We start from the raw sequence: 22,442 nt of genomic DNA, 5'->3' as shown, positions 1-22,442 counted from the left end.
TAACGGATTTAACATATGAAGCCAAAAGCTTTTTTGCGCACCACCGCCGCAGCCGCGATGGGGAGCGCCATTTTCTTTTCCACCCCGGTTTCCGCAACATGTCTGCCCGAACAGGTTTCCTTGAAGCCGGGTTCGAAGATCGTTTTTGAAGGAGACAGCCTCACCTACGGCTTCGACGAAGCCGAGATGAACGGGGCGCCGAAAATCAACAATGGATGGGCGAGAAGAAGCCAAACCCCCTACCCCGAAGAAGTGGGAAAATCCCTGCCTGGCGTCCAGATCGTAAATCATGGCTTCCCCGGAGACAGAAGCATTGACGGAATTAAACGGTGGGCTTCCTCCAGCAATGGCGACCTGACGGTACTAATGTACGGCACCAACGATGCCGGCAATTTCGGCAAACTGGAAAGAACCCTCACGACGCAAGAGTTTCATGCAAATCTGCAGAACCTGATTGACCGCCGTATCTCGGCAGGCAGCAAGGTCATTCTTGTCACGCCTCCGCCGATCGCCGATAGCGCGGTAGACGCAGGCGTGGAGCGATACCGGGACGTCGTCCGCAACACCGCGCAGGCAAGGAACATGGCTTTGGTCGAGGCGCCGCAGGCCCTGGCGGATGTTGCGACCAAATGGGTCGACGGCCTCCATCTCAGCCCCGCAGCCAATCAATCCCTGGCAAAAGCGCTTGCAAAAAAGATCTGCCTGACAGTCTCACCTTAGCTGAACCGTCGCTTCGCCCCGGTTGGCGCGAAGCAGATAGATCGACAGCCATTTCCGCATGAGCTTGTGCATTGGCGCCTCCAACAGGCGCCACGACATAACCCCAACCAGCAGAATCAGCCCCAGCCCGCCTATCAATGTCATCGCCGCAAAGATCACGGGGAAATCGGCAAAACGGGACGCAATTTTCGATACGAGATGCAGAACGAGAGGATGCGTGAGATATATCGCATAGCTCGCCGAGCCAATTGTGATGAGGAACGGATAATCAAGGGTCCGGCCTTGCCGCTCCAAAGCGATCAGCACAAGGATTATGAGACTTCCGCCCACGCCCCATGTCAGCGGCCTGATGAAACCGTCCAACTGCGGTATCGGCGTGATGTCCGGCAGCACAATCAACAATATCCCCGCCAATATCCCTCCAATTGACACGGAAGCGGGAAGGCGTTGCAGATCGGCCCTCATGGAAAGGCGCGCGAGCCAGATGCCGAACACGAAATCCAGCATGATCGGCCTGGTGTAAAACCAGGCAGACGTGGAATTTTCTATCCTCAGGACAAACGGCAGCAGGACCAATGCGAGAATGATGCCCGTTACCATGACGGAAGCGCGGACCCTGTCCTTCAAACTTACAAATGCACCAAAAATGAAGTAGAAAAAGACCTCATAGATCAGGGTCCAGCCCACATAGACTATCGGCTGATACAGCCCATCGCGCTCGACAGGCAGAAACAGATACGACCGCAAGACAAGATCGAATGGCAGATCAACCACCCCGATAGGCTTCATCCCCGCAAGATAAGCGAGGCATATTACAGTCGTTATCGCCCAATAGAGGGGAGCAATCCGCGCTATTCTGTGGAAATAAAATACCAGTGGCGTCAGCTTCGATTGCTCGGTGGTCAACACCATAAGAAATCCGGACAGAACAAAAAATATGTCAACGCCGGCATTACCAGAAACCAGCATGGGGAAATTGTCATATACCTGACGCATTTCTGGGCCGATGTGGACATATACGACCATCAGCGCCGCGACAGCCCTAAGGACATGGAGATTCTTAATCAAAATCGCCTCTTAGCTTAAATAAATTAAATACCCATCTGGTCGTAGACCACGCATTCGGTATATTAGTTTTTTATTTACGATAAAATATTGGGACAAAATGAATATTGCGCTGACGCCGACATGTCGGAAATCGATGCGGATTTCACCCGCTTACGAATGAACAAAGAAAAAATATTCTCTAATTTAGCTTGATGACGTTCTTATAAATAATTGAGAGATTCAATCTCGTGCAACAATCTAAGCACCACAATCGACGGCTGGCAAGCAGGATGCCCGCATTCGTCAACGCCATGCCCTACTATCCCGGCAGGATAGTCGGCCCCAGATTTCTGATCCAGTGTTTCGTCCTGGCCTTTGGTTTCTTTTCACAGCTCAACGTGATCCCAACCGCCTTCGGTGTTCCTTTTTTAAGAATTACCGACATCATCGTCATAACCACGCTGCCCATCATTTATCTGGTCTATATCAGAATAATCAACTCCACACTTTTCCTGATCCATACGACGCCCATAGTCATGACATTGTTCATAGCTCTGCTATTGTCGTATAATCGTGCGGATGGAGAACATTATTCATCGATTTTTACGTTTCTATACATCCTATATTTCCTGCCATTTACTTTCGCCCTACTCAAGGAGGATTGCCTTGAACTATTCTGCTGGGGCGTATTATTGGGTTTCGGCGCAACCGTCATGTGTCTGCTGTTCGATCTCTATAGCCCCTCTACCCTTTCGAGGTTCGGGCTGGCTCTCGAATTTGACTACCAGGCCGTGGCAGACGCCGCAGCGACGGGCGACGTCAATGCGTCACTGATACGTTTCGAGAAAGCCGGAGGCCTGTGGTCCCAGGGCAACGAGGCCGGGCCGGTATTTGCCCTTGCGGCGGCCGCGGCGGCATATCTGGCGGAAAAGCGCCGAAGTTTTCTTATATTTGCTTCGTTTTTTCTTCTCTACATAGTTTCTTTCAGCGCCACATTGAACAGATCCGGCATGGGAACGGTCCTTCTGGTCTCGATCCTTTCCTACACCCACTCCCTGTCGAACAAAAAACTCAAGCTGACGGCCTTATACGCCGCCCTCGGCGCATTCTTATTGTCGATCATTCTTCCGCTTGGTCTTTTCGGCTTGATCGAAGGCGCGGTTGCGAAACGGTTCGTTGAAGATGACAACGCAGCCTCCAACGTTTTCGACCGGCTGGAATCACTCGGATATGGTGTGCAGGTCGCGATGAATAGTCCGTTCGGCATAGGCCTTAGTGCCAGAGTGGCCGAAATGAACGCGCTTGGCCATTTCGGCAGCCCTCACAATGGCTTTATCTCGACAGCCTTCACGGCCGGCGTCCTCATCAGCATTTTCGTATTGGGCTCCGTCGCCTATCTCATATTCCGCCGCCGTAAGATCCGTTTTTTCCTCTACGTGGCAGTGACATTGACCTGCGGCTATCTTTTCGAAGAACTCGACGTCAATCCCGCCTTCATGTGTTGGGCAGGACTATTGATCGGCTACACGGCCCTGGATCTGGACTTCCGTCTGGTCAGGGGGCCCTCGATCTTGCGCAGAACTCTAAATCATTCCCCCGATGAATATCCGCAAAGAGGGTATGTGAGCGTGGCACAGTCATAGTGAGGGTCGGAGAGACAAGCTCCTCATAATCCACAAATTTCCCAATAGATAACAAGTTATTGTGATGCTTATTTAAAGCATAGAATGAACCATTGTTGCCTATGCGACCCGTTTCGCCTTTGGTAGAGCTCACGCACAATGTCGTCGCCACCGCCGGCAGCGCAACGACGCGTCCCGCGAAGGATGAAATAGGCCTTCCACTGACGGCCTTTCCCCAAAGCTGTCTCAATCATCCTTATGATCGGGACCATGAGATTGATCGTCAACATATTGATTTTCGTCCTCGGCGCGGTCGGGAGCGGGGTATGTGCATTTTTATTGTCGGCGGCCTTGGCCGATTCCGGATTTCTCGGCTCCTGTTTTGAGGGAAATTGCGCCTATGCGGCGCTTTTCATGGTGCTGCCCGTCACCTGGTTCGTGATTTTTGCGCTTTATGTCATGGCGCTGCTGATCTGGAGGCGAAAGCCTTTTCGGAATGGAAGGCTCTGAAAATGCGTCTGGCGGGGTCATCGCCGCCGCAGGCTCGTTGACAGCCATCAAGACTTGCCGTTAACGTCCGCCTGCTGGGGGATTCGCTGCCAGTGATGTACGGGCCTTGTAGAGCATACCCGATATCACCGGCCTCTGAATGTGCATGTTCCGATTTGCGTTTCGCGTATGATGGGCATGACGGAAAACAGGGAGACCAAACGATGCGGGCCGCAATCAATTCCCCGTCGCTTTCGATCGACACCATGGACTACCAGGCCGAGTGCCAGTTCGCGCTGGAGCCTTCCATTCACGGGCTGATCGAAAAAGCGGAACATGCCGGCTGGAACCGCCAGCAGGCCGCCCTTGCCATCGTTGCACTCGCCAGCGAGTATCTCACCGACCTCATGTCCGCCGGCGGCCTTCCCGCGCCGGATCAACGTCCCCTCTCCTGACATCTTCGAGCCGGGGCGGATCAGCGCCCGCGCCGTCGAGACAATCATCGTAAAAATCGATCGAAGAGATCCGGAGCGTCCCTGTCGCCCGTCGGGAGCGTTGGCTCGCGCCGTGACATTGTTTCGGTGCGGCCGGTCCTGTGCGACGGGCAACACCCGGTGCAGCCGGTCGCACCCGGAGGCTTGTTATCCCACGGGCACATCGCTCGCCGGCCCCCTGCCACAGTGTTGACACAAGCCCCCAATAATGAGAACATAAAGTGAACATTATGGAGGTCAGCGATGAACACAGCAGACGTAACCATAGAAAATGCCCTTTCCGTCGTGGCCCGCTCGCGCGACATGCGTGAGCGCGCGCTTGAACGGCGCCGTGAACTGCAGCGGCGAACGGAAGTCATCATCACCCGGCCGCTCTACGTTCTCAAAAAGAACGAAGGGCCGAAGCAGCTGTCGCTCAAACTCGATAGCTAGTTGTCATGGAAATGCCGGAGAAGGCTAGCAAGGCAGGCCTCACCGCAAGACGTTCCTGCTTCCCGTTTTTCAAAAAGCGAAATCCCGTGCGGATCACCTCACGCACGGGATTTTCTGAATGAAGAGGTTGTTGTTCCGGCCTATTGCATGCGTTGCATTGCGGCTTCGGGCTCACCGGTCGTCGCAACCGCAGCCGGAAGGCGGTCGGTCTTTTTCAGGATGACGACGGGTTTGTCGACGGGTTCCGTCGGCGGCACGATGCTTGCGGTCTTGAATTCACGGTCTACGGCAGGAACGGAAGCGTTGATCTTTTCATGACCTGCGCATTCCGCAAGCGCTGCACTGGCGGAAAAACCAAAGACAGCGGCGATAATGAGAACTGATTTCATGTCATTCTCCCTTCGCTTTTGTGGCAATCTCCAGTCTAGGTGGAGACGCGCCGGATTGAAAATCACACTTTAGAGACATCTAAAGCTCATCATCATTTCGGCAGTCGTCATCGATGTGCAGCCAAGTGAAAGGGCACTGTCATCGCCCTATTTTTTCCGCACATCCAGCGAATTTCGGCAAAGCGGCCTGCGAAATATCATCGCCACGTAACTTCCCTTCAGGGAAATGAGGCTTGGCGTGTAAGTCGAAACCTTCGCCGTGTTGGCGGCCCTGATCGTTCTTCCTCCAGAGGAATTCTGCTGCATGGCACGCCTCCTTCCATGAGCGATAACGAAAAAGCACGGGTCTTGTTCCCGCAGCCTTCGCCCTTTCCCCAAGAGAGGGCAAGGCGCTGCCGCTTGTTTCTTCTCCCCACCGGGGAGAAGGTGGCCCGAAGGGGCGGATGAGGGGGCTCGCTCAAGGGATATCTCTGCCCTCGCTCCCTCATCCCGCTGCCGCGACGTTCTCCCCCTCGAGGAGAAGAAACAAGCGGCACCATCCCCGTGACAGTGGCTGCCCCCAGCCCCAAGCTTGAAAATTCCGCCCAAAAGCTCTATATGCCTCAACGCGAGGACGACCTCGGCCATATTGGCGACAGCATGCGGGACGGCCCGGTCACATACCGGAGAATGAAATGCGTTCCCTGCAAGATCGTATCCGCCACGCGCTCAGCTTTGAAATCATCGGCCTTCTGCTCGTCATCCCCTTGGGCGCGCTGCTCTTTGGCATGCCGATGGAAGATATCGGTATCGTCGGCCTCGTCAGCGCCACGCTCGCCACGATCTGGAACTATGTCTACAATCTTGGCTTTGACCATGCCATGCAGCGGCTGAAGGGCACGACGTTGAAGACCCCGGCCATCCGGGTCGCCCACGCCGTGTTGTTCGAGCTCGGCCTCCTGATCGTGCTGATGCCCTTCATCGCCTGGTATCTGAATATCAGCCTTGCCCACGCGCTGGTGATGGATATCTCGTTTGCGCTGTTTTACGTGGTCTATGCTTTTGTCTTCAACTGGAGCTACGACCGGGTTTTCCCGCTGCCGGAATGGCAATCGCAGCAGGACGCCGCCTGATCGACGGCTTCCGCGTCCGCCAAGAGCGGTTCAGCGCAGCGACGCCTTGAAGAAACTGACGACATCGGCGTTAAAACCGCGATGGAACTCCGCCCGATCGAAGTCCGCCGCGTCGCTGCAAATCTGGGGCGCGGCTTTTGCCATCTCCGGCGGGCAAGGGGCAATGAACGAAAAATGCCCTGCCCCTTTCACCATCCGATAATCCGGTTTCACCGGCAGATCGTCGCGCAGCCTTGCAATATCCTGCGGCACAACCCCATCGCCGCCCCGTTCCGAACTCCACAGCTGGACGGGGATCGCGATGGCCTTCAGGTCGCCCGCGCCGGGAAAGGCATTCAACGGGTCGGCAACGACCACAGCCTTCACGCGCCTGTCCTGACCGCCGTGCTGCGGTAGCGCCGTCTTCTGCCGCATCTGCGTGCAAATCGGCGCCTGCGGGTCAGGACAGGGCAGCCCGGCATTGGCAAAATCGGGAATGCCGCCGGCAAGCACCAGCGCGGTATAACCGCCACGCGAAAATCCGAAGACGCCGATCCGCCCGGCATCGATGGAGCCGGCTTCGCTCCAGCCTGCGAGCAGATGATCCAGCACTCGGGCAATATCCGCCGGCCGGCCCGTCAGCGCGGAAAGTTCACCCGCCTTCTTCATCTCAAGCGCGTTGTCTCCGGGGTGATTGATCGCCGCGACAATGAAGCCGGCATCCGCCAGCGCCGCCGCCGTGTCGCGATGGCTGAAATAGGTGCCGCCAAAGCCATGGGAGATGACAACGAGCGGATATTTCCCGTGAGGGATCGGGCAATCCCGCACGGCGGGCAAAAGGAAGGGGCCGATCCTGACCTCTCCCGGCGCGGCCGCGCAGGGCGACCACACCGCAGCCTTCATGGCGGCTTTGCCATTCGCGGCTGGAACATCGACCAACCGGAGACCGGCCGCCGTGGCGGCATCCGTTCCGGACAGTGCGGAAAGCATAAGGCAAAGCAGCAGCAGAAATCGCATCACGAACTCACGGATCGGCAACATTACGCATAAACCGATCGGCGACCGGTCCTGCGCAAACATAAAGCGGTTTCTCGTGACGGCAATGACTGCCGGGCGCTTAAAGCGATTTCAGCGTCCAGGCCACGATGTCGCGGGTGGCCGCGGCAAAGGCCTGATCGAGCGCCTTGACGAAATTGGCGTTGCCGGAACCGCTGACGCGGGCGCTGGCGCGGAACACTTCCTGCGCCTTCACCGTGCCGTTGCGGTCGTTCAGGAGCTTCACCGACATTTCGATATTGGCGATGTTCCTTGCCGTATCGATTTCGAAGGCGCGGATATCGGTCACGACCTGATAATCGATCGCCAACCCCTGCCCCGGCCGGCCGACGCCGCCGAGCTTGCCGGTATCCTCGAAGGCTTCCACGAGCTTGGATTGCACCATGCGCGGCAGGCGGTCGCTCCATTGCGAATTGCCGAGATATTGCACTTCCGAGCCGGAAAGCCGCACCACGATGTTTTCGCTATCGAGCGCCTTCAGGGCGGTCGGATCGGCGATCAGCAATTGCCGGCTCTTCAGCGAGGGCCCCTGCGCTACCACCGCCGAGGATACGGAAAGATCGAAGGTATCGTTCGTCGGCGCACCTGCACAGCCTGCCATCAAGGCGGCAAATAGCGGAGCCCGAAGGAGGGCGCGGCGTTTTTGGCCGTTCATCGATAGTCTCATTGGCCGATACCCCTCTTAGCGCCTTGTTCTGCCATCATATTGTTTCACGGTTTCGCCGCCGAAAATCAACCGCTGCGGATCGCGGTCGATATTGGTGATGGCATTGTTGAGATTGTCGACAGTGACCCGCGTGCTGCCGATCAGCGCCTGGAAATCTTTCAGGCCGGAGCTGGAGAAGCGGGTCAGATTGTCGGCAATCGGCCCGATGCGGGCATTGAGATTGTCGGCCACCGCCTTAAACGAGGTCAGCGTCTCGCGCGCCTTGGCAAACAGGGAATTGGCATCGTCAGTGCCAAGCATGCCATCCACCCTGGCGAGAATGCCATCGACACGACTGGAGGCAAGGTTCAGCTTGCGGCCCATCTCGGTGAAGTCGGAAACCGCCTGATCGATATCGGCGCGACGGGCACCGACATCATCGGCGATCCGCTTGAAGTTCGCCACGGCATCACGCGCATCGGCGGTCGCTGCGGAAACATCGCCCACCACGGTGCTGACCTTGGCGGGATCGACGGAAGCCAGAAGCTCATCCGCGCGCTTCACGACCGTCTGTACTTCCGTGCTCGCCGCCTCGAAATTGCGCGCCGTGCTCTGCACCGTCTCCATGATGCCCTGAATGTCGCTGGAGGCGGAAGCGACATCCTTCGTCACCTTGTCGACATTCGACAGGATGGAATCGATCTTGCCGGCATCCACCGCCTTCACCAGATCTTCGATGGCCGTCAGCGTGCCGTCGAGGCGTACCGAGACCGATTGCACCGTGGTGGAAAGCGAGCTCAAGCTCGCAATGAAGTTCTTGATGCCGTCGGAATTGGCCGCCAGCGCATCGGAGAATTTCTCGGCATTACGCACCGTCTGCGTCAACGGGCCACGGGCATCCTGCACAAAGCCCTGCAATTCGCCGATCGCGCCATCGGCGCGCTTCAGGATTTTATCAGCCGTGGCAAGCAGGTTGGTAACGCTGGAAAGATCGGCCGTCAGCTCGGCGGGAACGCCACTTTCGACGGCTTTCTGCAGAATGCGCTCGCCATCCTTGTTGCCGCCGGAAAGCTCGATATAGGCGGCACCGGTCAGGCCCTGAATTTCAAGCACGGCGCGAGTAGACGGAAAAACCGGCGCATCCGCCTGCACTTCGGTAAAGGCGATGGAATAGGCCGGGTCATCGCGGTCGATGGCAAGGCCACGCACGGTGCCGACGGGAATGCCGTTGAAGCGCACGGGAGAACCGACGGAAAGGCCGTTGGCGGAGCCCGGAATGCGCACGACAAGCTGCGCCGTCGGGCCGCCACGGCCGAATTCCGCCATCCAGTAAACGAAGCCGAATGCGGCGGCGATCACGATCAGCGTGAAAATTCCGACTATGGTGTAGTTCGCCTTGGTTTCCATGCTTCTCGTTACTCCACCGGATTTTCATGTTTGCCGTCCGGAAGAACGACAGAGCGCGCCCGTTTGCCGCGGAAATAGGACTGCACCCATGGGTCGTCGCAGGCGAACATGTCCTGCATTGTCCCTTCCACCAACACCTTCTTCTGGCCGAGAACCGCGATGCGGTCACAGACGGAGAACAGGCTGTCGAGGTCGTGCGTCACCATATAAACGGTCAGGCCGAGCGAATCACGCAAGCGCGAAATCAGCATATCAAATTCCGCCGCCCCGATGGGATCGAGGCCGGAAGTCGGCTCATCGAGGAAAACGAGGTCGGGATCGAGCGACAATGCCCGGGCAAGGGCCGCACGCTTGATCATGCCGCCGGAAAGCTCCGACGGGTATTTGTCGCCGGCATCGGGCTTCAGCCCCACCATCTCGATCTTGAGATAGGCAAGCTCGTCCATCAGCTTCTTCGGCAGGTCCAGATATTCCCGCATCGGCAGCTGGATGTTTTCCTTCACCGTCAGACCGGAAAACAGCGCGCCCTGCTGGAACAACACGCCGAGCCGCTGGTCGAGCATCATGCGGTCGTCTTCGCTTGCCCTGTCGTAGTCAGTACCGAGAATGCGGATCGCACCCGCCTGCCGCGGCAGAAGCCGCAAGATCGCCCGCATCAACACGGATTTGCCAGCACCGGAGGGGCCGATAAAGCCGAGGATTTCACCGCGATAGACATCGAGGTCGAGATTTTCGAGCACGTTCCGGCCGTTGAAACCGACGGTCACGCCCTCGACGGAAAGCACCACCTCTTTGCCGTCTTTTCCGGTTCTGGTCTGCTGCTGCGGTGTCTGGTCCTGTTTCTCCAACGCGGCCCCCTTAAAAATCGATGGCTGCGTAGAAGATGGCGAAAAGGCCATCCACCAGAATGACGACGAAGATCGACTTCACCACCGAGGAGGTGACGTGCTGGCCGAGCGATTCCGCCGAGCCGCCCACCTTCATGCCCTCCACCGCCGCGACGATGCCGATGATGAGCGCCATGAATGGCGCCTTGATCATGCCCGCAGCGATGGTCGATTCCTCCACCGCGCCGTGCAGGCGCGACAGGAACACCTCAAACGTGATGCCGGAATAAAGCAGCGCCACGACGGCCGCGCCGAAAAGGGCGGCGAAATTGGCGAGAATGGTCAGAAGCGGCAGCGCGATGGTCAGCGCCACCAGCCGCGGAAACACCAGCACGCCCACCGGGTTAAGCCCGATGACCTTCAGCGCGTCGATTTCCTCGCGCATCTTCATCGAGCCTATTTCCGCCGTGATGGCGCTGCCGGAACGGCCGGCGATCATGATCGCCGTCAAGAGAACGCCGATTTCACGCAATTGCAGAATGCCTACGAGATCGACGACGAAGACTTCCGCACCGAAATATCTGAGCTGGAACGCGCCCTGCTGGGCGATGATCGCACCGATCAGGAACGACATCAGCATGATGATCGGCACGGCGCGCACGCCCATATGGTCGATCTGGTTGACGATCGCCGCCGGCGACACGCCACGCCCGCGCCCGAGCTTCATCTGGGCGCCACGCACGGCGGAGCCGAGAATATACATGCCCGCCAGAAAATCCGCGCCGTTCTGGATGACGGCCTTGCCAACAGGCGCGAAGATACGTTCGACCAGCCCCTCGCGGGCGGCGGGTTCGACCTCCATATCCACCTTTTCGGGCAACTGGCCGATGACCTCCTGGATACGGTCATTGCCCGTCACCGTCACGGTGGCGCCGTTTTTCTCGAGATCTTTCCGCAGACGCTGGATGATCCACGCACCTGTCGTATCGATTGCCTCGACGGAAGAAAGATCAATCTCCACCGGTCCGGCGGATCTGGTTCTTTCGATCTTTTCGAGAGTGTGGAAAACGCCGGAGAGATTGCTGTTGCGCCACGAGCCGCTCATGACATAACGCAAGCCGCCGCCGGAGACGGTGTCGCCTTCGGTGATTGCGGCCGGGTTCGCCTGTTGCCGTGGGTCCTGTTCTTGCATAATGCTCCGAGCGAGTGCAGCCGTCACGAGAATCTTAAAGGTTTCATAACGTTTCGGTCTCCGGCAGGCCACAGTGACCGCCGACAATTCGTGATAAATTTGGCGTCATGTGTCTTTTGCCGCCCAATCGGAAGTGAAAAAACATGCCCCGTTACCTTCAAGCCACAACAGACCGTTTCCCCGTCGCCGGCAGCTTCACCATCTCACGCGGCACCCGCACGCATGCGGATGTCGTAACGTGCACCATCCGCGATGGTTCCTTTGCCGGCAAAGGCGAATGTGTGCCCTATCCGCGTTACGGTGAAAGCATCGAAGGCGTCATCGCCGATATCGAGGCGATGGCGGAACGGATCGCCGGCGGCCTGACACGGCAGGAATTGCAGCAGGTGATGAAACCGGGTGCCGCCCGCAATGCCGTCGATTGCGCGCTGTGGGACCTAGAAGCGAAGATGAGCGGCAAGAGTGCCGCCGAGCAGGTTCTCGGGCAGACGGCTGAACCACTCGTCACCGCCTATACGATTTCGCTTGCCGACCCCGACACCATGGCCGCGAAGACCGCCGAGAATGCCGCCCGCCCACTCCTGAAGATCAAGACCGGCACCGCCGATGACGAAGCCCGCCTGCGGGCCGTGCGCGCCGCAGCGCCCGAGGCGCGCATCATCATCGATGCGAACGAAGGCTGGAACGACGGGAATATCGAATATTACCTGGGACTGGCCGCCGAACTGAAGATATCGCTGATCGAACAGCCCCTGCCCGCCGGCAAGGACGCCATCCTCGCCCGCATCGACCATCCCGTGCTGATCTGCGCCGACGAAAGCGTGCATTCGACGAGAGACCTCGCCGGCCTGCGCGACCGTTATGACGCGATCAACATCAAGCTCGACAAAACCGGCGGCCTGACGGAAGCGCTTGTCATGAAGGCGGAAGCAGAACGGCTCGGCTTCACCATCATGGTCGGCTGCATGCTCGGCACCTCGCTCGGCACGGCACCTGCCGTGCTGGCCGCTCAAGGCGCGACCTTTGCCGATCTCGACGGGCCGCTGCTGCTGGCTGAGGACCGGCAGCCCGGCTTGGTCTATGAGGGCTCGTTGGTTTATCCGGCGCGGCCGGAATTGTGGGGGTAAACCCAGAATATCGGAGGGAAAGGGATGCAAACGTCGCGGCTGGTTTCTTCTCCCCGCCGGGGAGAAGGTGGCCCGAAGGATCGGATGAGGAAACTCGCTCTCCGGATATCTCCACCCTCGCCCCCTCATCCCGCTGCCACGGACTTCTCCCCCTCGGGGAAAAGAACAAGCGGTGACAGCTCGCTCCATATGAGCTAGCTGCGGTTCGTCTATGAAGGCGCTGATTTGTCCGGCCCGGCCGGAATTATGGGAGTAGTGGTGACGTTCGGGTTTCGCGTGCAAACACTGCGCCGACCGTCAAAGCGGTCCATGCAGCATCATATCAAGACGACCACCCACTTTGCCGCAGATTCAACGTCATCCTCGGGCTTGTCCCGAGGATCTATCCACGTCGCGTAAAATCGATCGGTTGCCGATCCTCGGGACAAGCCCGAGGATGACGACAGAGAGTAGGGCCACGCCTGGCGATGAACCGCCCCCATCAAGCAGCAATTCAAGCCGCGTGCTTGCCAATCAGGCCCGGGATTTCCACCGGCTCCATTTCTCCCGAAACATGTTCGGAAGCACCGCTCGTCTGCATCCAGGTGATCAGCTCAAAGCTGCCATCGGCATTTTCGGCGATCGCCGTGCAGCTTTCCACCCAGTCGCCGGTGTTGATGTAGCGAATGCCGTCCATGTCCTCCATCACCGCATGGTGAATATGGCCACAGATGACGCCGTCGACATTGTTGCGGCGCGCCTCGTCGGCCACCACGCGCTGGAATTCGCCGATGAAGTTGACCGCGTGCTTGACCTGCAGCTTGGCCCAGGCCGAAAACGACCAGTAAGGCAGGCCGATGCGGCGGCGCACGGCGGCGATGGCGATGTTGATGGCGATGGCCGCGTCATAGGCCCAGTCGCCAAGATAGGCGAGCAGGCGGGCATTGCGCACCACCACGTCGAACTCGTCGCCGTGGATGATGAGGTATTTCTTGCCGTCGGCCGCCTCGTGGATCATGCGCTCGGCCACTTCGATGCCGCCGAAATGCATGCCGGGGAATTCCCGCAGGAATTCATCGTGATTGCCGGGAATATAGACGATGCGCGTGCCCTTGCGGGCCTTGCGCAGCAGCTTCTGCACCACGTCGTTGCAGCCCTGCGGCCAGTACCAGCTGCGGCGCAGGCGCCAGCCGTCGACGATGTCGCCGACGAGAATGATCGTCTCGGCCTCGTGATATTTCAGGAAGTCGAGCAGATAGTCCGTCTTGGCCGCCTTGGAGCCGAGATGAACATCCGAAATGAAAAGCGTTCTGAACTGTCTGGTTTCGATTTGACCGGCCACGGATTTCATCCCCCTGTTCGGTTGCGTCCCTGCGGCTTTCTTACCTCTCAGAACCAGACTCGTGTTGCAGCAACATGACAGACGCCGGTTTTTATAGGGAATATGACGAAAGCCTTCACGAAAACGCGAATAAGCCGTGGCCGCATTTGCATAAGATGCCCGTAAATAACGGCTGTACCGCAGGGAAGTTTGTTGTATTCAGAGGGCCGGAATTGAACCAGACATGACGGTGGAAGAATGACCTCTCACGATAAGAACAACACGCCCGCCAACACGGCAAAGGCCGACATCGAGGAACAGGCGCTCTTTTTCCACCGCTATCCGCGCCCCGGCAAGCTGGAAATCCAGGCCACCAAGCCACTCGGCAACCAGCGCGATCTCGCGCTCGCCTATTCGCCGGGTGTTGCCGCCCCCTGCCTCGCCATCCATGAAAACCCGGAAACCGCAGCGGAATATACCGCCCGCGCCAATCTCGTCGCCGTCATTTCCAACGGTACGGCGGTGCTCGGCCTCGGCAATATCGGCCCGCTTGCTTCCAAGCCCGTCATGGAAGGTAAGGCCGTCCTCTTCAAGAAATTCGCCGGCATCGACGTCTTCGATATCGAGATCGACGCCCCCGGCATCAATGACATGGTGTCGACCATTTCGGCGCTGGAGCCCACCTTCGGCGGCATCAACCTTGAGGATATCAAGGCGCCGGAATGTTTCGAGGTGGAACGCCAGCTGCGCGAGAAGATGAATATCCCCGTCTTCCACGACGACCAGCACGGCACCGCGATCATCGTTGCCGCCGCCGTCACCAATGCGCTGGAACTGGCCGGCAAGTCGCTCGCGAGCGTCAAGATCGTCGCCTCCGGCGCGGGTGCTGCTGCCCTTGCCTGCCTCAACCTGCTTGTCGCCATGGGCGCGAAAAAGGAAAACATCTGGGTTCACGACATTGAAGGCCTCGTTTATGACGGCCGCAACACGCTGATGGACGAGTGGAAGGAAGTCTACGCCCAGAAGACCGACAAGCGCGTGCTGGCTGAGTCCATCGACGGCGCCGATGTCTTCCTCGGCCTTTCGGCCGCCGGCGTGCTGAAGCCGGAACTGCTGGAGCGCATGGCGGAAAATCCGCTGATCCTCGCGCTCGCCAACCCCAATCCCGAGATCATGCCGGAAGCGGCGCGTGCGGCCCGTCCGGATGCGATGATCTGCACCGGCCGTTCGGATTTCCCGAACCAGGTGAACAACGTTCTCTGCTTCCCTTATATCTTCCGCGGCGCGCTGGATTGCGGCGCGACGACCATCAACGAAGAAATGAAGATGGCCGCCGTGCAGGCCATCGCCGAACTCGCGCGTGAGGAAGTTTCCGAAGTCGCCGCCAGGGCTTATAGCGGCGAAACGCCGGTCTTCGGCCCGAACTACCTCATCCCCTCGCCCTTCGATCCGCGCCTCATCCTGCGCATCGCGCCGGCCGTTGCCCGTGCCGCCGCAGCAAGCGGTGTCGCCGCCCGGCCGATCACCGATTTCGAAGCCTATCTCGACCAGCTGAACCGTTTCGTCTGGCGCTCGGGCTTCATCATGAAGCCGGTCTTTAACGCCGCCAAGGCCGCCGAAAAGAAGCGCATCATCTTTGCCGAAGGCGAAGACGAGCGCGTGCTGCGCGCCGCCCAGGTGCTGCTTGAAGAAGGCACCGGCATTCCGATCCTCATCGGCCGTCCGCAGATCATCGAAACGCGCCTCAAGCGCTTCGGCCTGCGCATCCGCCCGCATGCGGATTTCGCGGTGGTCAATCCGGAAGACGATCCGCGTTACCGCGATTATGTCGATGATTATTTCGCCCTTGTCGGCCGCGCCGGCATCAACCCGGAAGCGGCGCGTACCATCGTGCGCACCAACTCCACCGTCATCGGCGCGCTTTCGGTGAAGCGTGGCGAAGCGGATGCGCTGATCTGCGGCATCGAAGGCCGCTACGACCGCCACCTGCGCGACGTGAACCAGATCATCGGCAAACAGGAAGGCGTGCGTTCCTTTGCGGGTCTCAGCCTGCTCATTACCCAGCAGGGCGCGCTGTTCCTCACCGATACTTTCGTGAACTATGACCCGACCTCCGAGGAAGTGGCGGAAATGGCCATTCTCGCGGCCAAGGAAATCCGCCGCTTCGGCATCACGCCGAAGGTGGCACTCGCCAGCCACTCCAATTTCGGCTCGCGCGATTCCGAAAGCGCCCGCAAGATGCGCCGCGCCCTGAAGATCGTGCAGGAAGCCGCACCGGAACTGGAAGTCGACGGCGAAATGCAGGGCGGCTCGGCGCTGTCGGAAGCGCTGCGCAAGCGCGCCATGCCAAACAGCGTGCTGACCGGTGAAGCCAACCTCCTGGTCTTCCCGAACCTCGATGCCGCCAACATCACGCTCGGCGTCACCCGCACCCTGACGGAGGGCCTGCATGTCGGCCCGATCCTGCTCGGCACGGCCCTGCCCGCCCATATCCTGTCGCCCAGCGTCACCTCGCGCGGCGTCGTCAACATGGCGGCCTTTGCCGTGGTGCAGGCCTCGCACCCTTCGGTGTGATAGAGGCCGCATTAACGCAATTTTGAACAGGCTGTTGCCGCATTGCGGCAACAGCTTATGTTATCTTCCTGAAACACGGATTTCGTGAAGTATAACGCCCCTGCCACCGGCCGGGGACATCGAACGGATCGCACAATTGACCCGGCGCAGCCGCATCATCGGCCTCCTGCTTCCCCTTGTTTTCATGGCCCCGGCCGCCGCTTTTGCGGATCAGGTCTGCGATACGCTTTATGCGCAGTTGCGCGAGCCGCCGCGCGTCGTCGGCAACACGGCCGAGGTGCGGCGTTACGCCAATGCGCTCGCGCGCCAGAACATCGTGATCCGAAAGATCAGGAACGATCTGCGCGGTTATGGCTGTTCGTCGGGCAGCGTCACTGTTTATGGCAATCCCAATGCCGGCCTCTGCGCTGAAATCGGCGATGCGCTCGCCGAGGCGGAGAGCGAACGGGACGCCATCATCCGCGACCGTGACGATGCCATGGCAACCGCGCGCAGCGACAACGGCGACATCAGACGCCAGCGCATTCTCGCCGCCCTTGATGCCAATGGCTGCAGCCCCGCCCCGGAAACGAACGCGCAATTGCCGCCGGCGCCCGATGTAACGCGTTATCCCGATGCCTTCCGGCAAAATGGCAACGAGCCGGGACAAGCGGGGCTTTCACCCTACCCCAACGCCGCCGCCGAGGGTGGGCTTCGCACACTGTGCGTGCGTACCTGCGACGGCTCGTTCTTCCCGATCGCCTCCAATGCCTCGCCGCTCGATTTCCGCGCCCAGGCCGAACAATGCCAGAAAATGTGCCCGGGAACCGAGACGGAGCTTTATTTCCATTCCATGGCGGATCAGGAAACCGCCGACATGATCTCCGCCGAAACCGGCAAACCCTACAAGGACCTGCCGACCGCCTTCGCCTACCGCAATTCCTCGACGAAAGCGCCCGGCTGCGCCTGCAACATGGCGGCCTATCACGAAGACATGCAAAAGCAGGAAGAAGCCGCCCGGCCGGAATCCGAAAAGCCCTATTCCAGCATCACCACCATTCCATCACCCCAAGGTGACAAGAGTGGCGACAAGCAGCAGAAACCCGCCGAACAGCAACAGGCCGCCAAGCCACCGGAACAGCCCGTGCCCGAGCGCGACTATGATCCGAACGACGCCAAGGTGCGCGTTATCGGCCCGAAATTCCTGCCGGACCAGACGGGCCGGATCGACCTGAAGAACCCGGCATTGAAGGGCATTCAGCCGCAGCAGTGACATGCGTTGTGGAGCGAGTGGATGCCACTTGTTTCTTCTCCCCGCCGGGGAGAAGGTCGCGGCAGCGGGATGAGGTGACAAGGGTCGAGATATTCGGAGAGCTAGCCCCCTCATCCGACCCTTCGGGCCACCTTCTCCCCGGCGGGGGAAACAAGCGGCAAGGCCCCACGTCACTCACAGACCGTTCTACCTATCTCACCGCCCGCCCCAACGGTTGCGAAACACCAGCTCTTCCAGCGGCACACGCTGGCGCCAGCCCTTCACCGCCAGTTCCGGCTCGGTATAGAGCTCATTGACCCGCCCAAGGCACAGCCAGGCGACGATCTCGATATGCTCGGGGATATCGAGAATGGCGCGAACATCGCTGTCATGGAAAATGCTGACCCAGCCGACGCCGATGCCTTCGGCGCGGGCGGCGAGCCAGAGGTTCTGGATGGCGCAGACGGTGGAATAGACATCCGTGCGCGGATTGTGGGTGCGGCCCAGCACCACCTTGCCACCGCGCGTGGGATCGCAGGTGACACAGATGCTGAGCGGCGCCTTGCGGATACCTTCGAGCTTCAGGCTGCGATAAAGCGCCTGCTTTTCCCCCGCAAACATCGCCGCCGCCTCTTCATTGGCGCGGCTGAAGGCCACCCATGCCGCCTGGCGCACGGCGCCATCGGTGACGAGGGTGAAGTTCCATGGCTGCATGAAACCGACGGAAGGTGCGGAATGCGCCGCCTTCAGGAGGCGCTCGACGAGATCATCCGGCAGCGGGTCCGGCAGGAACTGGTCGCGCACATCGCGCCGCGTCTCGATGGCGCGGTAGATCGCCTCGCGCTCCTCCCCGGAAAACGGGCGGACGGGCGAAAGTGCGTGACTAAATGGGTTAACGTCAGGCGACGTGGTTAGAGGCGGTTCGGTCGGCATCGTTTATCCCCAACAATGCGGGCGCGCCGGTGCCGAAACCATGCCGGTTTGCAGCGACGACGCACTTTTTCAGCAACCTGCCGCCGTCCGCGCGGTTCGGTCTATCCTGCCAGGCCGGTCTTCTGACTAAGCTTCATCCGCCCCTTTTCGCCTTCCCGAATTGCTTCAGTGGCATGAGAAAAAGAGCATCCGCCTCACAGCGTTGGGCACGTTCCGGTCTCTCACCGGATTCCCGATTCTCCCGCCGCAAGGGCGGGCACCTGACCGGTAAAGCTATGGGCAAAAAGGCTTGCGAACGCAAGTATCGCCAAGGCCGCGCGACAATATGACCGTGCTCCTCACCTCCGTCATTCCGGCCTTGAGCCGGAATCCAGCCGACGCGGCTCTCACGCAGCGGAGGGCATCCTTTCAGCCCAAGGACTTGGGCTGGCTGGATACCGGATCAGGTCCGGCATGACGGAAGAGGGTACACCGCCTCGTCAGAACCGCATCACCCCACCGGGAAATATCTGACATAAGCGAACTCATCCCCATCCGGTGACCAGTTGGGCGAGTTCATCGTGCCCTGCCCGCCAAAAAGCTCAAACAGCGTTTCGACATTGCCGCCATCCATATCCATCAGCCGCACCCGCACATCAAGATCGCGCGGATGGTCGAAGACATCGCCGTCATAAGAAACGAACACCACCTTGTCACCCTTCGGAGACGGGTGCGGAAACCAGTCGCCATAGGCGCTGTCGGTAATGCGCTCGACGGCGGAACCATCCACCCGCACCCGCCAGATCTGCATCAGCCCGGTGCGGCTGGAATTGAAATAGATCCACGCGCCATCCGGCGAATAATCCGGCCCGTCATTGCGGCCTTCACCATGGGTAAGGCGTGTTTCAACACCGCTGTCTATGTCCATGGAATAAATATCGAAAACCTGATCGCGAATGCCGCAATAGGCAAAACCTTTCCCGTCGGGAGACCAGCCATGCCAATAGGAAGGAAGGTTCTTCGTCATCAACCGCGGCGCGCCGCCGGCCGAAGGCAGCAGATAGATGGCGCTCTTGCCGAATTCCACCTTGTCGGAAATGGCATAAAGCGAACCGTCGGGCGAAATGCCGTGGTCGTTGTTGCAGAGCGTGGCAAAGCCGGTATCGACCTTTTCCGGCGAAACATCACCGGCAAAGGACAGCCGATAAAGCAGCCCTTCGCTGTTCAGCAGCAGATATTTGCCATCCGGTGACCAGTTCGGCGCCTCAAACAGCTCAGGTGTCTGCCACACCACCCGCATCTTGCCGGTGCGGATGTTGAAGATTTCGATGGAGCTGCGCATTCTGCCTCCCGGGCTTGTCAATGTTCCGACCGAAACGGCGCAGACATTCCATTTGCATCCGCCGCCGCCGTGGCTATGATCCTAGGGCGGCAGGCACCGTCCTGCAAATTCAAACCGGAAAAAACGCCAGCGCCCCGGCACCGTCCGCACCGCTTGCCGTTTCTCCCAGACCCGAGGTTCCGCGATGAATACCATCGCCGATCACGGCATCCGCTTCGGGCGGATCGCCGCAATGCTTCCTGTCAGGAATATCGAAAAGGCCCATGATTTTTATGTCGGTGTGCTTGGTTTCGAAAAGACCTTCGAAAACGGCAACCCCGTCGGTTTCATGATCCTGAAACAGGGCAATGCCGAACTGCACCTGACATTGCAGCCAACGCATAAGGCAGCCCCCTTCAACGTGGCGCATATGCTGGTGAGCGATGTCGATGCGCTGCATGCGATTTGCAAGAGCCATGGGCTGCGTATCATCAAAGGGCTGCAGGACAAGGAATATGGCCTGAGGGCCTTTGTGTTTGAAGACCCTGATGGCAACCGTATCGATGTGGGGCAGGTCATTTGAGATGAGCGGGCGGCGCGGGGTTTTCTCCGCGCCGTCCGTTTAAACACGAAGGCTTATTGTGAACCGAGCGCCCGCCGAACCTACCCGCGATCACCGATCCCGGAACCGGTTGGTAATCGGATAACGCCGGTCCCGCCCAAAGTTCTTCTTGGTGATCTTCACACCCGGGGCCGATTGCCGGCGTTTGTATTCGGCCAGATAAAGCAGATGCTCCACCCGGTGTACGGTTGCCACATCATGGCCGCGCGCCAGAATTTCCTCGACCGACATTTCCTTCTCGACCAGGCATTCCAGAATATCGTCCAGCACCGGATAGGGCGGCAGCGAATCCTGGTCGGTCTGGTTGGGGCGCAATTCGGCCGACGGCGCCTTGGCAATGATATTGGCGGGTATCACCTCGCCGGAAGGGCCGAGTGCGCCCGGCGGCACATGGGCGTTGCGCCAGCTGGAAATGGCATAGACCTGCATCTTGTAGAGGTCCTTGATGGGGTTGAAACCGCCATTCATGTCGCCGTAAAGCGTCGCATAACCCACCGACATTTCCGACTTGTTGCCGGTCGTCACCACCATCGAGCCGAATTTGTTCGAGACAGCCATGAGGATGGTGCCGCGTGTGCGGCTCTGCAGGTTTTCTTCGGTAATGCCCTCTTCCGTTCCCTCGAAGAGATCGGAAAGCGCCGAGAGAAAACCTTCCACCGGCTCGGCAATCGGCACGATGTCATAACGGCAGCCAAGCGCCTTTGCGCAATCGGCCGCATCCTTCAGCGATTCTTCCGAGGTGTAGCGGTAGGGCAGCATGATGCAGCGCACCCGCTCCTCGCCCAGCGCGTCGACCGCCAATGCGGCACAGATCGCCGAATCGATGCCGCCGGAAAGGCCGAGAACCACGCTCTTGAAACCGTTCTTGTTGACGTAATCCCTAAAGCCCAGCATGCAGGCGCGGTAATCCGCCTCCTCACCTTCCGGAATTTTCGAGAAAGGCCCGCTTTCGCAATGCCAGCCATCCGCGGTGCGTTTCCAGTCGGTAACGGCAAGCGTGGCCTCGAACTGGCTCATCTGGAAGGCAAGCGTCTTGTCGGCATTAAAGCCGAAGCTTGCGCCGTCGAACACCAGCTCGTCCTGCCCGCCCAGCTGGTTGGCGAAAACCAGCGGCAGGCCGCTTTCAATCACCTGCCGGAGCGCCACCTGATGGCGCACATCCAGCTTGCCGCGATAATAGGGCGAGCCATTCGGCACCAGCAGGATTTCCGCCCCGCTTTCGGCGAGCGTCTCGCACACGCCCATATCGTTCCAGATTTCCTCGCAGATCGGAATACCGATCCTGACACCGCGGAAATTATAGGGCCCGGAAATCGACCCTTCGGAGAAAACACGCTTTTCGTCGAACTCGCCGTAATTCGGCAGGTCGATCTTGTCGCGCAGCGCGATGATCTTGCCGCCATCCAGAAGCGCCACCGAATTGTGCCGGCCCGTCTCGCCCTGACGCGGGAAACCGATAACCACGCCCGGCCCGCCATCGGCGGTTTCGGCCGCCAATTCCTCGACAGCCTTGAGGCAAGCCTTCAGGAAAGCCGGCTTCAGCACCAGATCCTCAGGCGGATAGCCGGATATGAACAGCTCGGTCAGAAGCAGAAGATCGGCACCCTGCGTCGCCGCATCGGCCCGCGCCTCACGCGCCCTGGCGAGGTTGCCCGCCACGTCGCCAACAGTCGGATTGAACTGCCCGACGGCAATCCGGAGATGGTTCTTGATATCGTGTCTGTCGCTCATGCCCATTCAATACCGCGCCCGTGGCCGCTCCGCAACGCGGCAATTGCATGCCGCAACCCGGCTGCGCGAACAGGTATCCGCGTTCACACGAAGGTTATCGCCGCGCCCGCCAGGTTGCGCAAAGTTCATGTCGCATTCATCGCGCTTATGTGACAGTTACATGACACTTTTGCGACGCCCGATTCACCTCCCCGGATCGGTGCTGCCGCCTG

21 protein-coding genes and 1 riboswitch are annotated in these 22,442 nt (G+C 59.4%); of the genes, 10 read left to right on the top strand and 11 right to left on the bottom strand.

Annotated elements, in window-relative coordinates:
- Nucleotides 1-15: 15 nt before the first annotated feature.
- Nucleotides 16-720: an SGNH/GDSL hydrolase family protein gene (locus tag O3S81_RS04520; RefSeq protein WP_269341249.1), complete on the top strand. Its 705-nt coding sequence runs from the start codon at nt 16-18 to the stop codon at nt 718-720.
- Here O3S81_RS04520 and O3S81_RS04515 read toward each other — a convergent pair.
- Complete coding sequence (locus tag O3S81_RS04515; protein WP_269341248.1) at nt 712-1,788, bottom strand: acyltransferase family protein; 1,077 nt, start codon at nt 1,786-1,788, stop codon at nt 712-714. The two genes, O3S81_RS04520 and O3S81_RS04515, sit on opposite strands and share 9 nt — an antisense overlap.
- Nucleotides 1,789-2,057: 269 nt before the next feature.
- Here O3S81_RS04515 and O3S81_RS04510 point away from each other — a divergent pair, with 269 nt between their 5' ends.
- From O3S81_RS04510 to O3S81_RS04495, 4 genes are all read left to right on the top strand, one after another.
- Nucleotides 2,058-3,410 (top strand): O-antigen ligase domain-containing protein, encoded by a 1,353-nt coding sequence (locus O3S81_RS04510; RefSeq protein WP_269341247.1) that lies wholly within the window; start codon nt 2,058-2,060, stop codon nt 3,408-3,410.
- Nucleotides 3,411-3,647: 237 nt separating this feature from the next.
- Nucleotides 3,648-3,899 carry a hypothetical protein gene (locus O3S81_RS04505; RefSeq protein WP_269341246.1) on the top strand — a complete coding sequence of 84 codons (252 nt, stop codon included), beginning with the start codon at nt 3,648-3,650 and terminating at the stop codon, nt 3,897-3,899.
- Nucleotides 3,900-4,102: 203 nt separating this feature from the next.
- Entirely contained in the window at nt 4,103-4,333 is a 231-nt protein-coding gene (locus tag O3S81_RS04500) for a hypothetical protein (RefSeq protein ID WP_269341245.1), read from the top strand.
- 282 nt (nt 4,334-4,615) lie between these two features.
- Complete coding sequence (locus O3S81_RS04495) at nt 4,616-4,804, top strand: hypothetical protein (RefSeq protein ID WP_269341244.1); 189 nt, start codon at nt 4,616-4,618, stop codon at nt 4,802-4,804.
- Nucleotides 4,805-4,944: 140 nt separating this feature from the next.
- Here the strand turns inward: O3S81_RS04495 and O3S81_RS04490 are convergent, their stop codons facing one another.
- Nucleotides 4,945-5,193, bottom strand: a complete 249-nt coding sequence (locus tag O3S81_RS04490; protein WP_269341243.1) for a hypothetical protein — start codon at nt 5,191-5,193, stop codon at nt 4,945-4,947.
- Between the two features lie 674 nt (nt 5,194-5,867).
- Here O3S81_RS04490 and O3S81_RS04485 point away from each other — a divergent pair.
- On the top strand, nt 5,868-6,305 hold the full coding sequence (locus O3S81_RS04485) for a PACE efflux transporter (RefSeq protein ID WP_269341242.1): 438 nt from the start codon (nt 5,868-5,870) through the stop codon (nt 6,303-6,305).
- 30 nt (nt 6,306-6,335) lie between these two features.
- Here the strand turns inward: O3S81_RS04485 and O3S81_RS04480 are convergent, their stop codons facing one another.
- From O3S81_RS04480 to O3S81_RS04460, 5 genes are all read right to left on the bottom strand, one after another.
- Entirely contained in the window at nt 6,336-7,301 is a 966-nt protein-coding gene (locus O3S81_RS04480; protein ID WP_269341241.1) for an alpha/beta hydrolase family protein, read from the bottom strand.
- A gap of 100 nt (nt 7,302-7,401) precedes the next feature.
- Complete coding sequence (locus tag O3S81_RS04475) at nt 7,402-8,007, bottom strand: ABC-type transport auxiliary lipoprotein family protein (protein WP_269341240.1); 606 nt, start codon at nt 8,005-8,007, stop codon at nt 7,402-7,404.
- 15 nt (nt 8,008-8,022) lie between these two features.
- Nucleotides 8,023-9,393: an MlaD family protein gene (locus tag O3S81_RS04470; protein WP_269341239.1), complete on the bottom strand. Its 1,371-nt coding sequence runs from the start codon at nt 9,391-9,393 to the stop codon at nt 8,023-8,025.
- 8 nt (nt 9,394-9,401) lie between these two features.
- Nucleotides 9,402-10,241 (bottom strand): ABC transporter ATP-binding protein, encoded by an 840-nt coding sequence (locus O3S81_RS04465; RefSeq protein WP_269341238.1) that lies wholly within the window; start codon nt 10,239-10,241, stop codon nt 9,402-9,404.
- Between the two features lie 10 nt (nt 10,242-10,251).
- The gene (locus tag O3S81_RS04460) at nt 10,252-11,412 is read right to left on the bottom strand and encodes an ABC transporter permease (RefSeq protein WP_269341237.1); all 1,161 of its coding nucleotides are present in this window, start codon (nt 11,410-11,412) and stop codon (nt 10,252-10,254) included.
- Nucleotides 11,413-11,555: 143 nt separating this feature from the next.
- On the opposite strand from O3S81_RS04460, the gene dgcA reads away from it, so the two are divergent.
- Nucleotides 11,556-12,539 carry an N-acetyl-D-Glu racemase DgcA gene (dgcA, locus tag O3S81_RS04455; RefSeq protein WP_269341236.1) on the top strand — a complete coding sequence of 328 codons (984 nt, stop codon included), beginning with the start codon at nt 11,556-11,558 and terminating at the stop codon, nt 12,537-12,539.
- A 493-nt stretch (nt 12,540-13,032) separates the two neighbouring features.
- Here dgcA and O3S81_RS04450 read toward each other — a convergent pair whose 3' ends face one another.
- Nucleotides 13,033-13,869 (bottom strand): UDP-2,3-diacylglucosamine diphosphatase, encoded by an 837-nt coding sequence (locus O3S81_RS04450; RefSeq protein ID WP_269341235.1) that lies wholly within the window; start codon nt 13,867-13,869, stop codon nt 13,033-13,035.
- Nucleotides 13,870-14,097: 228 nt separating this feature from the next.
- On the opposite strand from O3S81_RS04450, the gene O3S81_RS04445 reads away from it, so the two are divergent.
- Both O3S81_RS04445 and O3S81_RS04440 read left to right on the top strand, forming a co-directional pair.
- On the top strand, nt 14,098-16,413 hold the full coding sequence (locus tag O3S81_RS04445) for an NADP-dependent malic enzyme (protein ID WP_269341234.1): 2,316 nt from the start codon (nt 14,098-14,100) through the stop codon (nt 16,411-16,413).
- Nucleotides 16,414-16,549: 136 nt separating this feature from the next.
- Nucleotides 16,550-17,665: a DUF2865 domain-containing protein gene (locus O3S81_RS04440; RefSeq protein WP_269341233.1), complete on the top strand. Its 1,116-nt coding sequence runs from the start codon at nt 16,550-16,552 to the stop codon at nt 17,663-17,665.
- Nucleotides 17,666-17,860: 195 nt separating this feature from the next.
- Here the strand turns inward: O3S81_RS04440 and bluB are convergent, their stop codons facing one another.
- Both bluB and O3S81_RS04430 read right to left on the bottom strand, forming a co-directional pair.
- On the bottom strand, nt 17,861-18,577 hold the full coding sequence (gene bluB / locus O3S81_RS04435; protein ID WP_269341232.1) for a 5,6-dimethylbenzimidazole synthase: 717 nt from the start codon (nt 18,575-18,577) through the stop codon (nt 17,861-17,863).
- Nucleotides 18,578-18,672: 95 nt separating this feature from the next.
- A riboswitch (cobalamin riboswitch) is annotated at nt 18,673-18,856 on the bottom strand.
- 211 nt (nt 18,857-19,067) lie between these two features.
- Nucleotides 19,068-19,898, bottom strand: a complete 831-nt coding sequence (locus O3S81_RS04430; RefSeq protein ID WP_269341231.1) for a TolB family protein — start codon at nt 19,896-19,898, stop codon at nt 19,068-19,070.
- Between the two features lie 184 nt (nt 19,899-20,082).
- On the opposite strand from O3S81_RS04430, the gene O3S81_RS04425 reads away from it, so the two are divergent.
- Nucleotides 20,083-20,460, top strand: coding sequence for a glyoxalase superfamily protein (locus tag O3S81_RS04425; protein ID WP_269341230.1), 378 nt, complete (start codon nt 20,083-20,085; stop codon nt 20,458-20,460).
- Between the two features lie 90 nt (nt 20,461-20,550).
- Here O3S81_RS04425 and O3S81_RS04420 read toward each other — a convergent pair whose 3' ends face one another.
- Nucleotides 20,551-22,230, bottom strand: a complete 1,680-nt coding sequence (locus O3S81_RS04420) for an NAD+ synthase (RefSeq protein ID WP_269341229.1) — start codon at nt 22,228-22,230, stop codon at nt 20,551-20,553.
- Between the last annotated feature and the right edge of the window lie 212 nt (nt 22,231-22,442).

The organism is Agrobacterium sp. SOY23 (assembly GCF_027212525.1).
GTDB lineage: Bacteria > Pseudomonadota > Alphaproteobacteria > Rhizobiales > Rhizobiaceae > Agrobacterium > Agrobacterium tumefaciens_I.
The sequence above is the reverse complement of the archived record's forward strand: the minus strand, read 5'-3'. Positions and strand labels throughout refer to the sequence as shown.

What these genes read in the sequence shown, in the direction of transcription:
- O3S81_RS04520 (WP_269341249.1), top strand. Translation starts at nt 16, where the DNA reads ATGAAGCCAAAAGCTTTTTTGCGCACCACCGCCGCAGCCGCGATGGGG.
- O3S81_RS04510 (WP_269341247.1), top strand. Translation starts at nt 2,058, where the DNA reads ATGCCCGCATTCGTCAACGCCATGCCCTACTATCCCGGCAGGATAGTC.
- O3S81_RS04505 (WP_269341246.1), top strand. Translation starts at nt 3,648, where the DNA reads ATGATCGGGACCATGAGATTGATCGTCAACATATTGATTTTCGTCCTC.
- O3S81_RS04500 (WP_269341245.1), top strand. Translation starts at nt 4,103, where the DNA reads ATGCGGGCCGCAATCAATTCCCCGTCGCTTTCGATCGACACCATGGAC.
- O3S81_RS04495 (WP_269341244.1), top strand. Translation starts at nt 4,616, where the DNA reads ATGAACACAGCAGACGTAACCATAGAAAATGCCCTTTCCGTCGTGGCC.
- O3S81_RS04490 (WP_269341243.1), bottom strand. Translation starts at nt 5,193, where the DNA reads ATGAAATCAGTTCTCATTATCGCCGCTGTCTTTGGTTTTTCCGCCAGT.
- O3S81_RS04485 (WP_269341242.1), top strand. Translation starts at nt 5,868, where the DNA reads ATGCGTTCCCTGCAAGATCGTATCCGCCACGCGCTCAGCTTTGAAATC.
- O3S81_RS04480 (WP_269341241.1), bottom strand. Translation starts at nt 7,301, where the DNA reads ATGCGATTTCTGCTGCTGCTTTGCCTTATGCTTTCCGCACTGTCCGGA.
- O3S81_RS04475 (WP_269341240.1), bottom strand. Translation starts at nt 8,007, where the DNA reads ATGAGACTATCGATGAACGGCCAAAAACGCCGCGCCCTCCTTCGGGCT.
- O3S81_RS04470 (WP_269341239.1), bottom strand. Translation starts at nt 9,393, where the DNA reads ATGGAAACCAAGGCGAACTACACCATAGTCGGAATTTTCACGCTGATC.
- O3S81_RS04460 (WP_269341237.1), bottom strand. Translation starts at nt 11,412, where the DNA reads ATGCAAGAACAGGACCCACGGCAACAGGCGAACCCGGCCGCAATCACC.
- dgcA (WP_269341236.1), top strand. Translation starts at nt 11,556, where the DNA reads ATGCCCCGTTACCTTCAAGCCACAACAGACCGTTTCCCCGTCGCCGGC.
- O3S81_RS04450 (WP_269341235.1), bottom strand. Translation starts at nt 13,869, where the DNA reads ATGAAATCCGTGGCCGGTCAAATCGAAACCAGACAGTTCAGAACGCTT.
- O3S81_RS04445 (WP_269341234.1), top strand. Translation starts at nt 14,098, where the DNA reads ATGACCTCTCACGATAAGAACAACACGCCCGCCAACACGGCAAAGGCC.
- bluB (WP_269341232.1), bottom strand. Translation starts at nt 18,577, where the DNA reads ATGCCGACCGAACCGCCTCTAACCACGTCGCCTGACGTTAACCCATTT.
- O3S81_RS04430 (WP_269341231.1), bottom strand. Translation starts at nt 19,898, where the DNA reads ATGCGCAGCTCCATCGAAATCTTCAACATCCGCACCGGCAAGATGCGG.
- O3S81_RS04425 (WP_269341230.1), top strand. Translation starts at nt 20,083, where the DNA reads ATGAATACCATCGCCGATCACGGCATCCGCTTCGGGCGGATCGCCGCA.
- O3S81_RS04420 (WP_269341229.1), bottom strand. Translation starts at nt 22,230, where the DNA reads ATGAGCGACAGACACGATATCAAGAACCATCTCCGGATTGCCGTCGGG.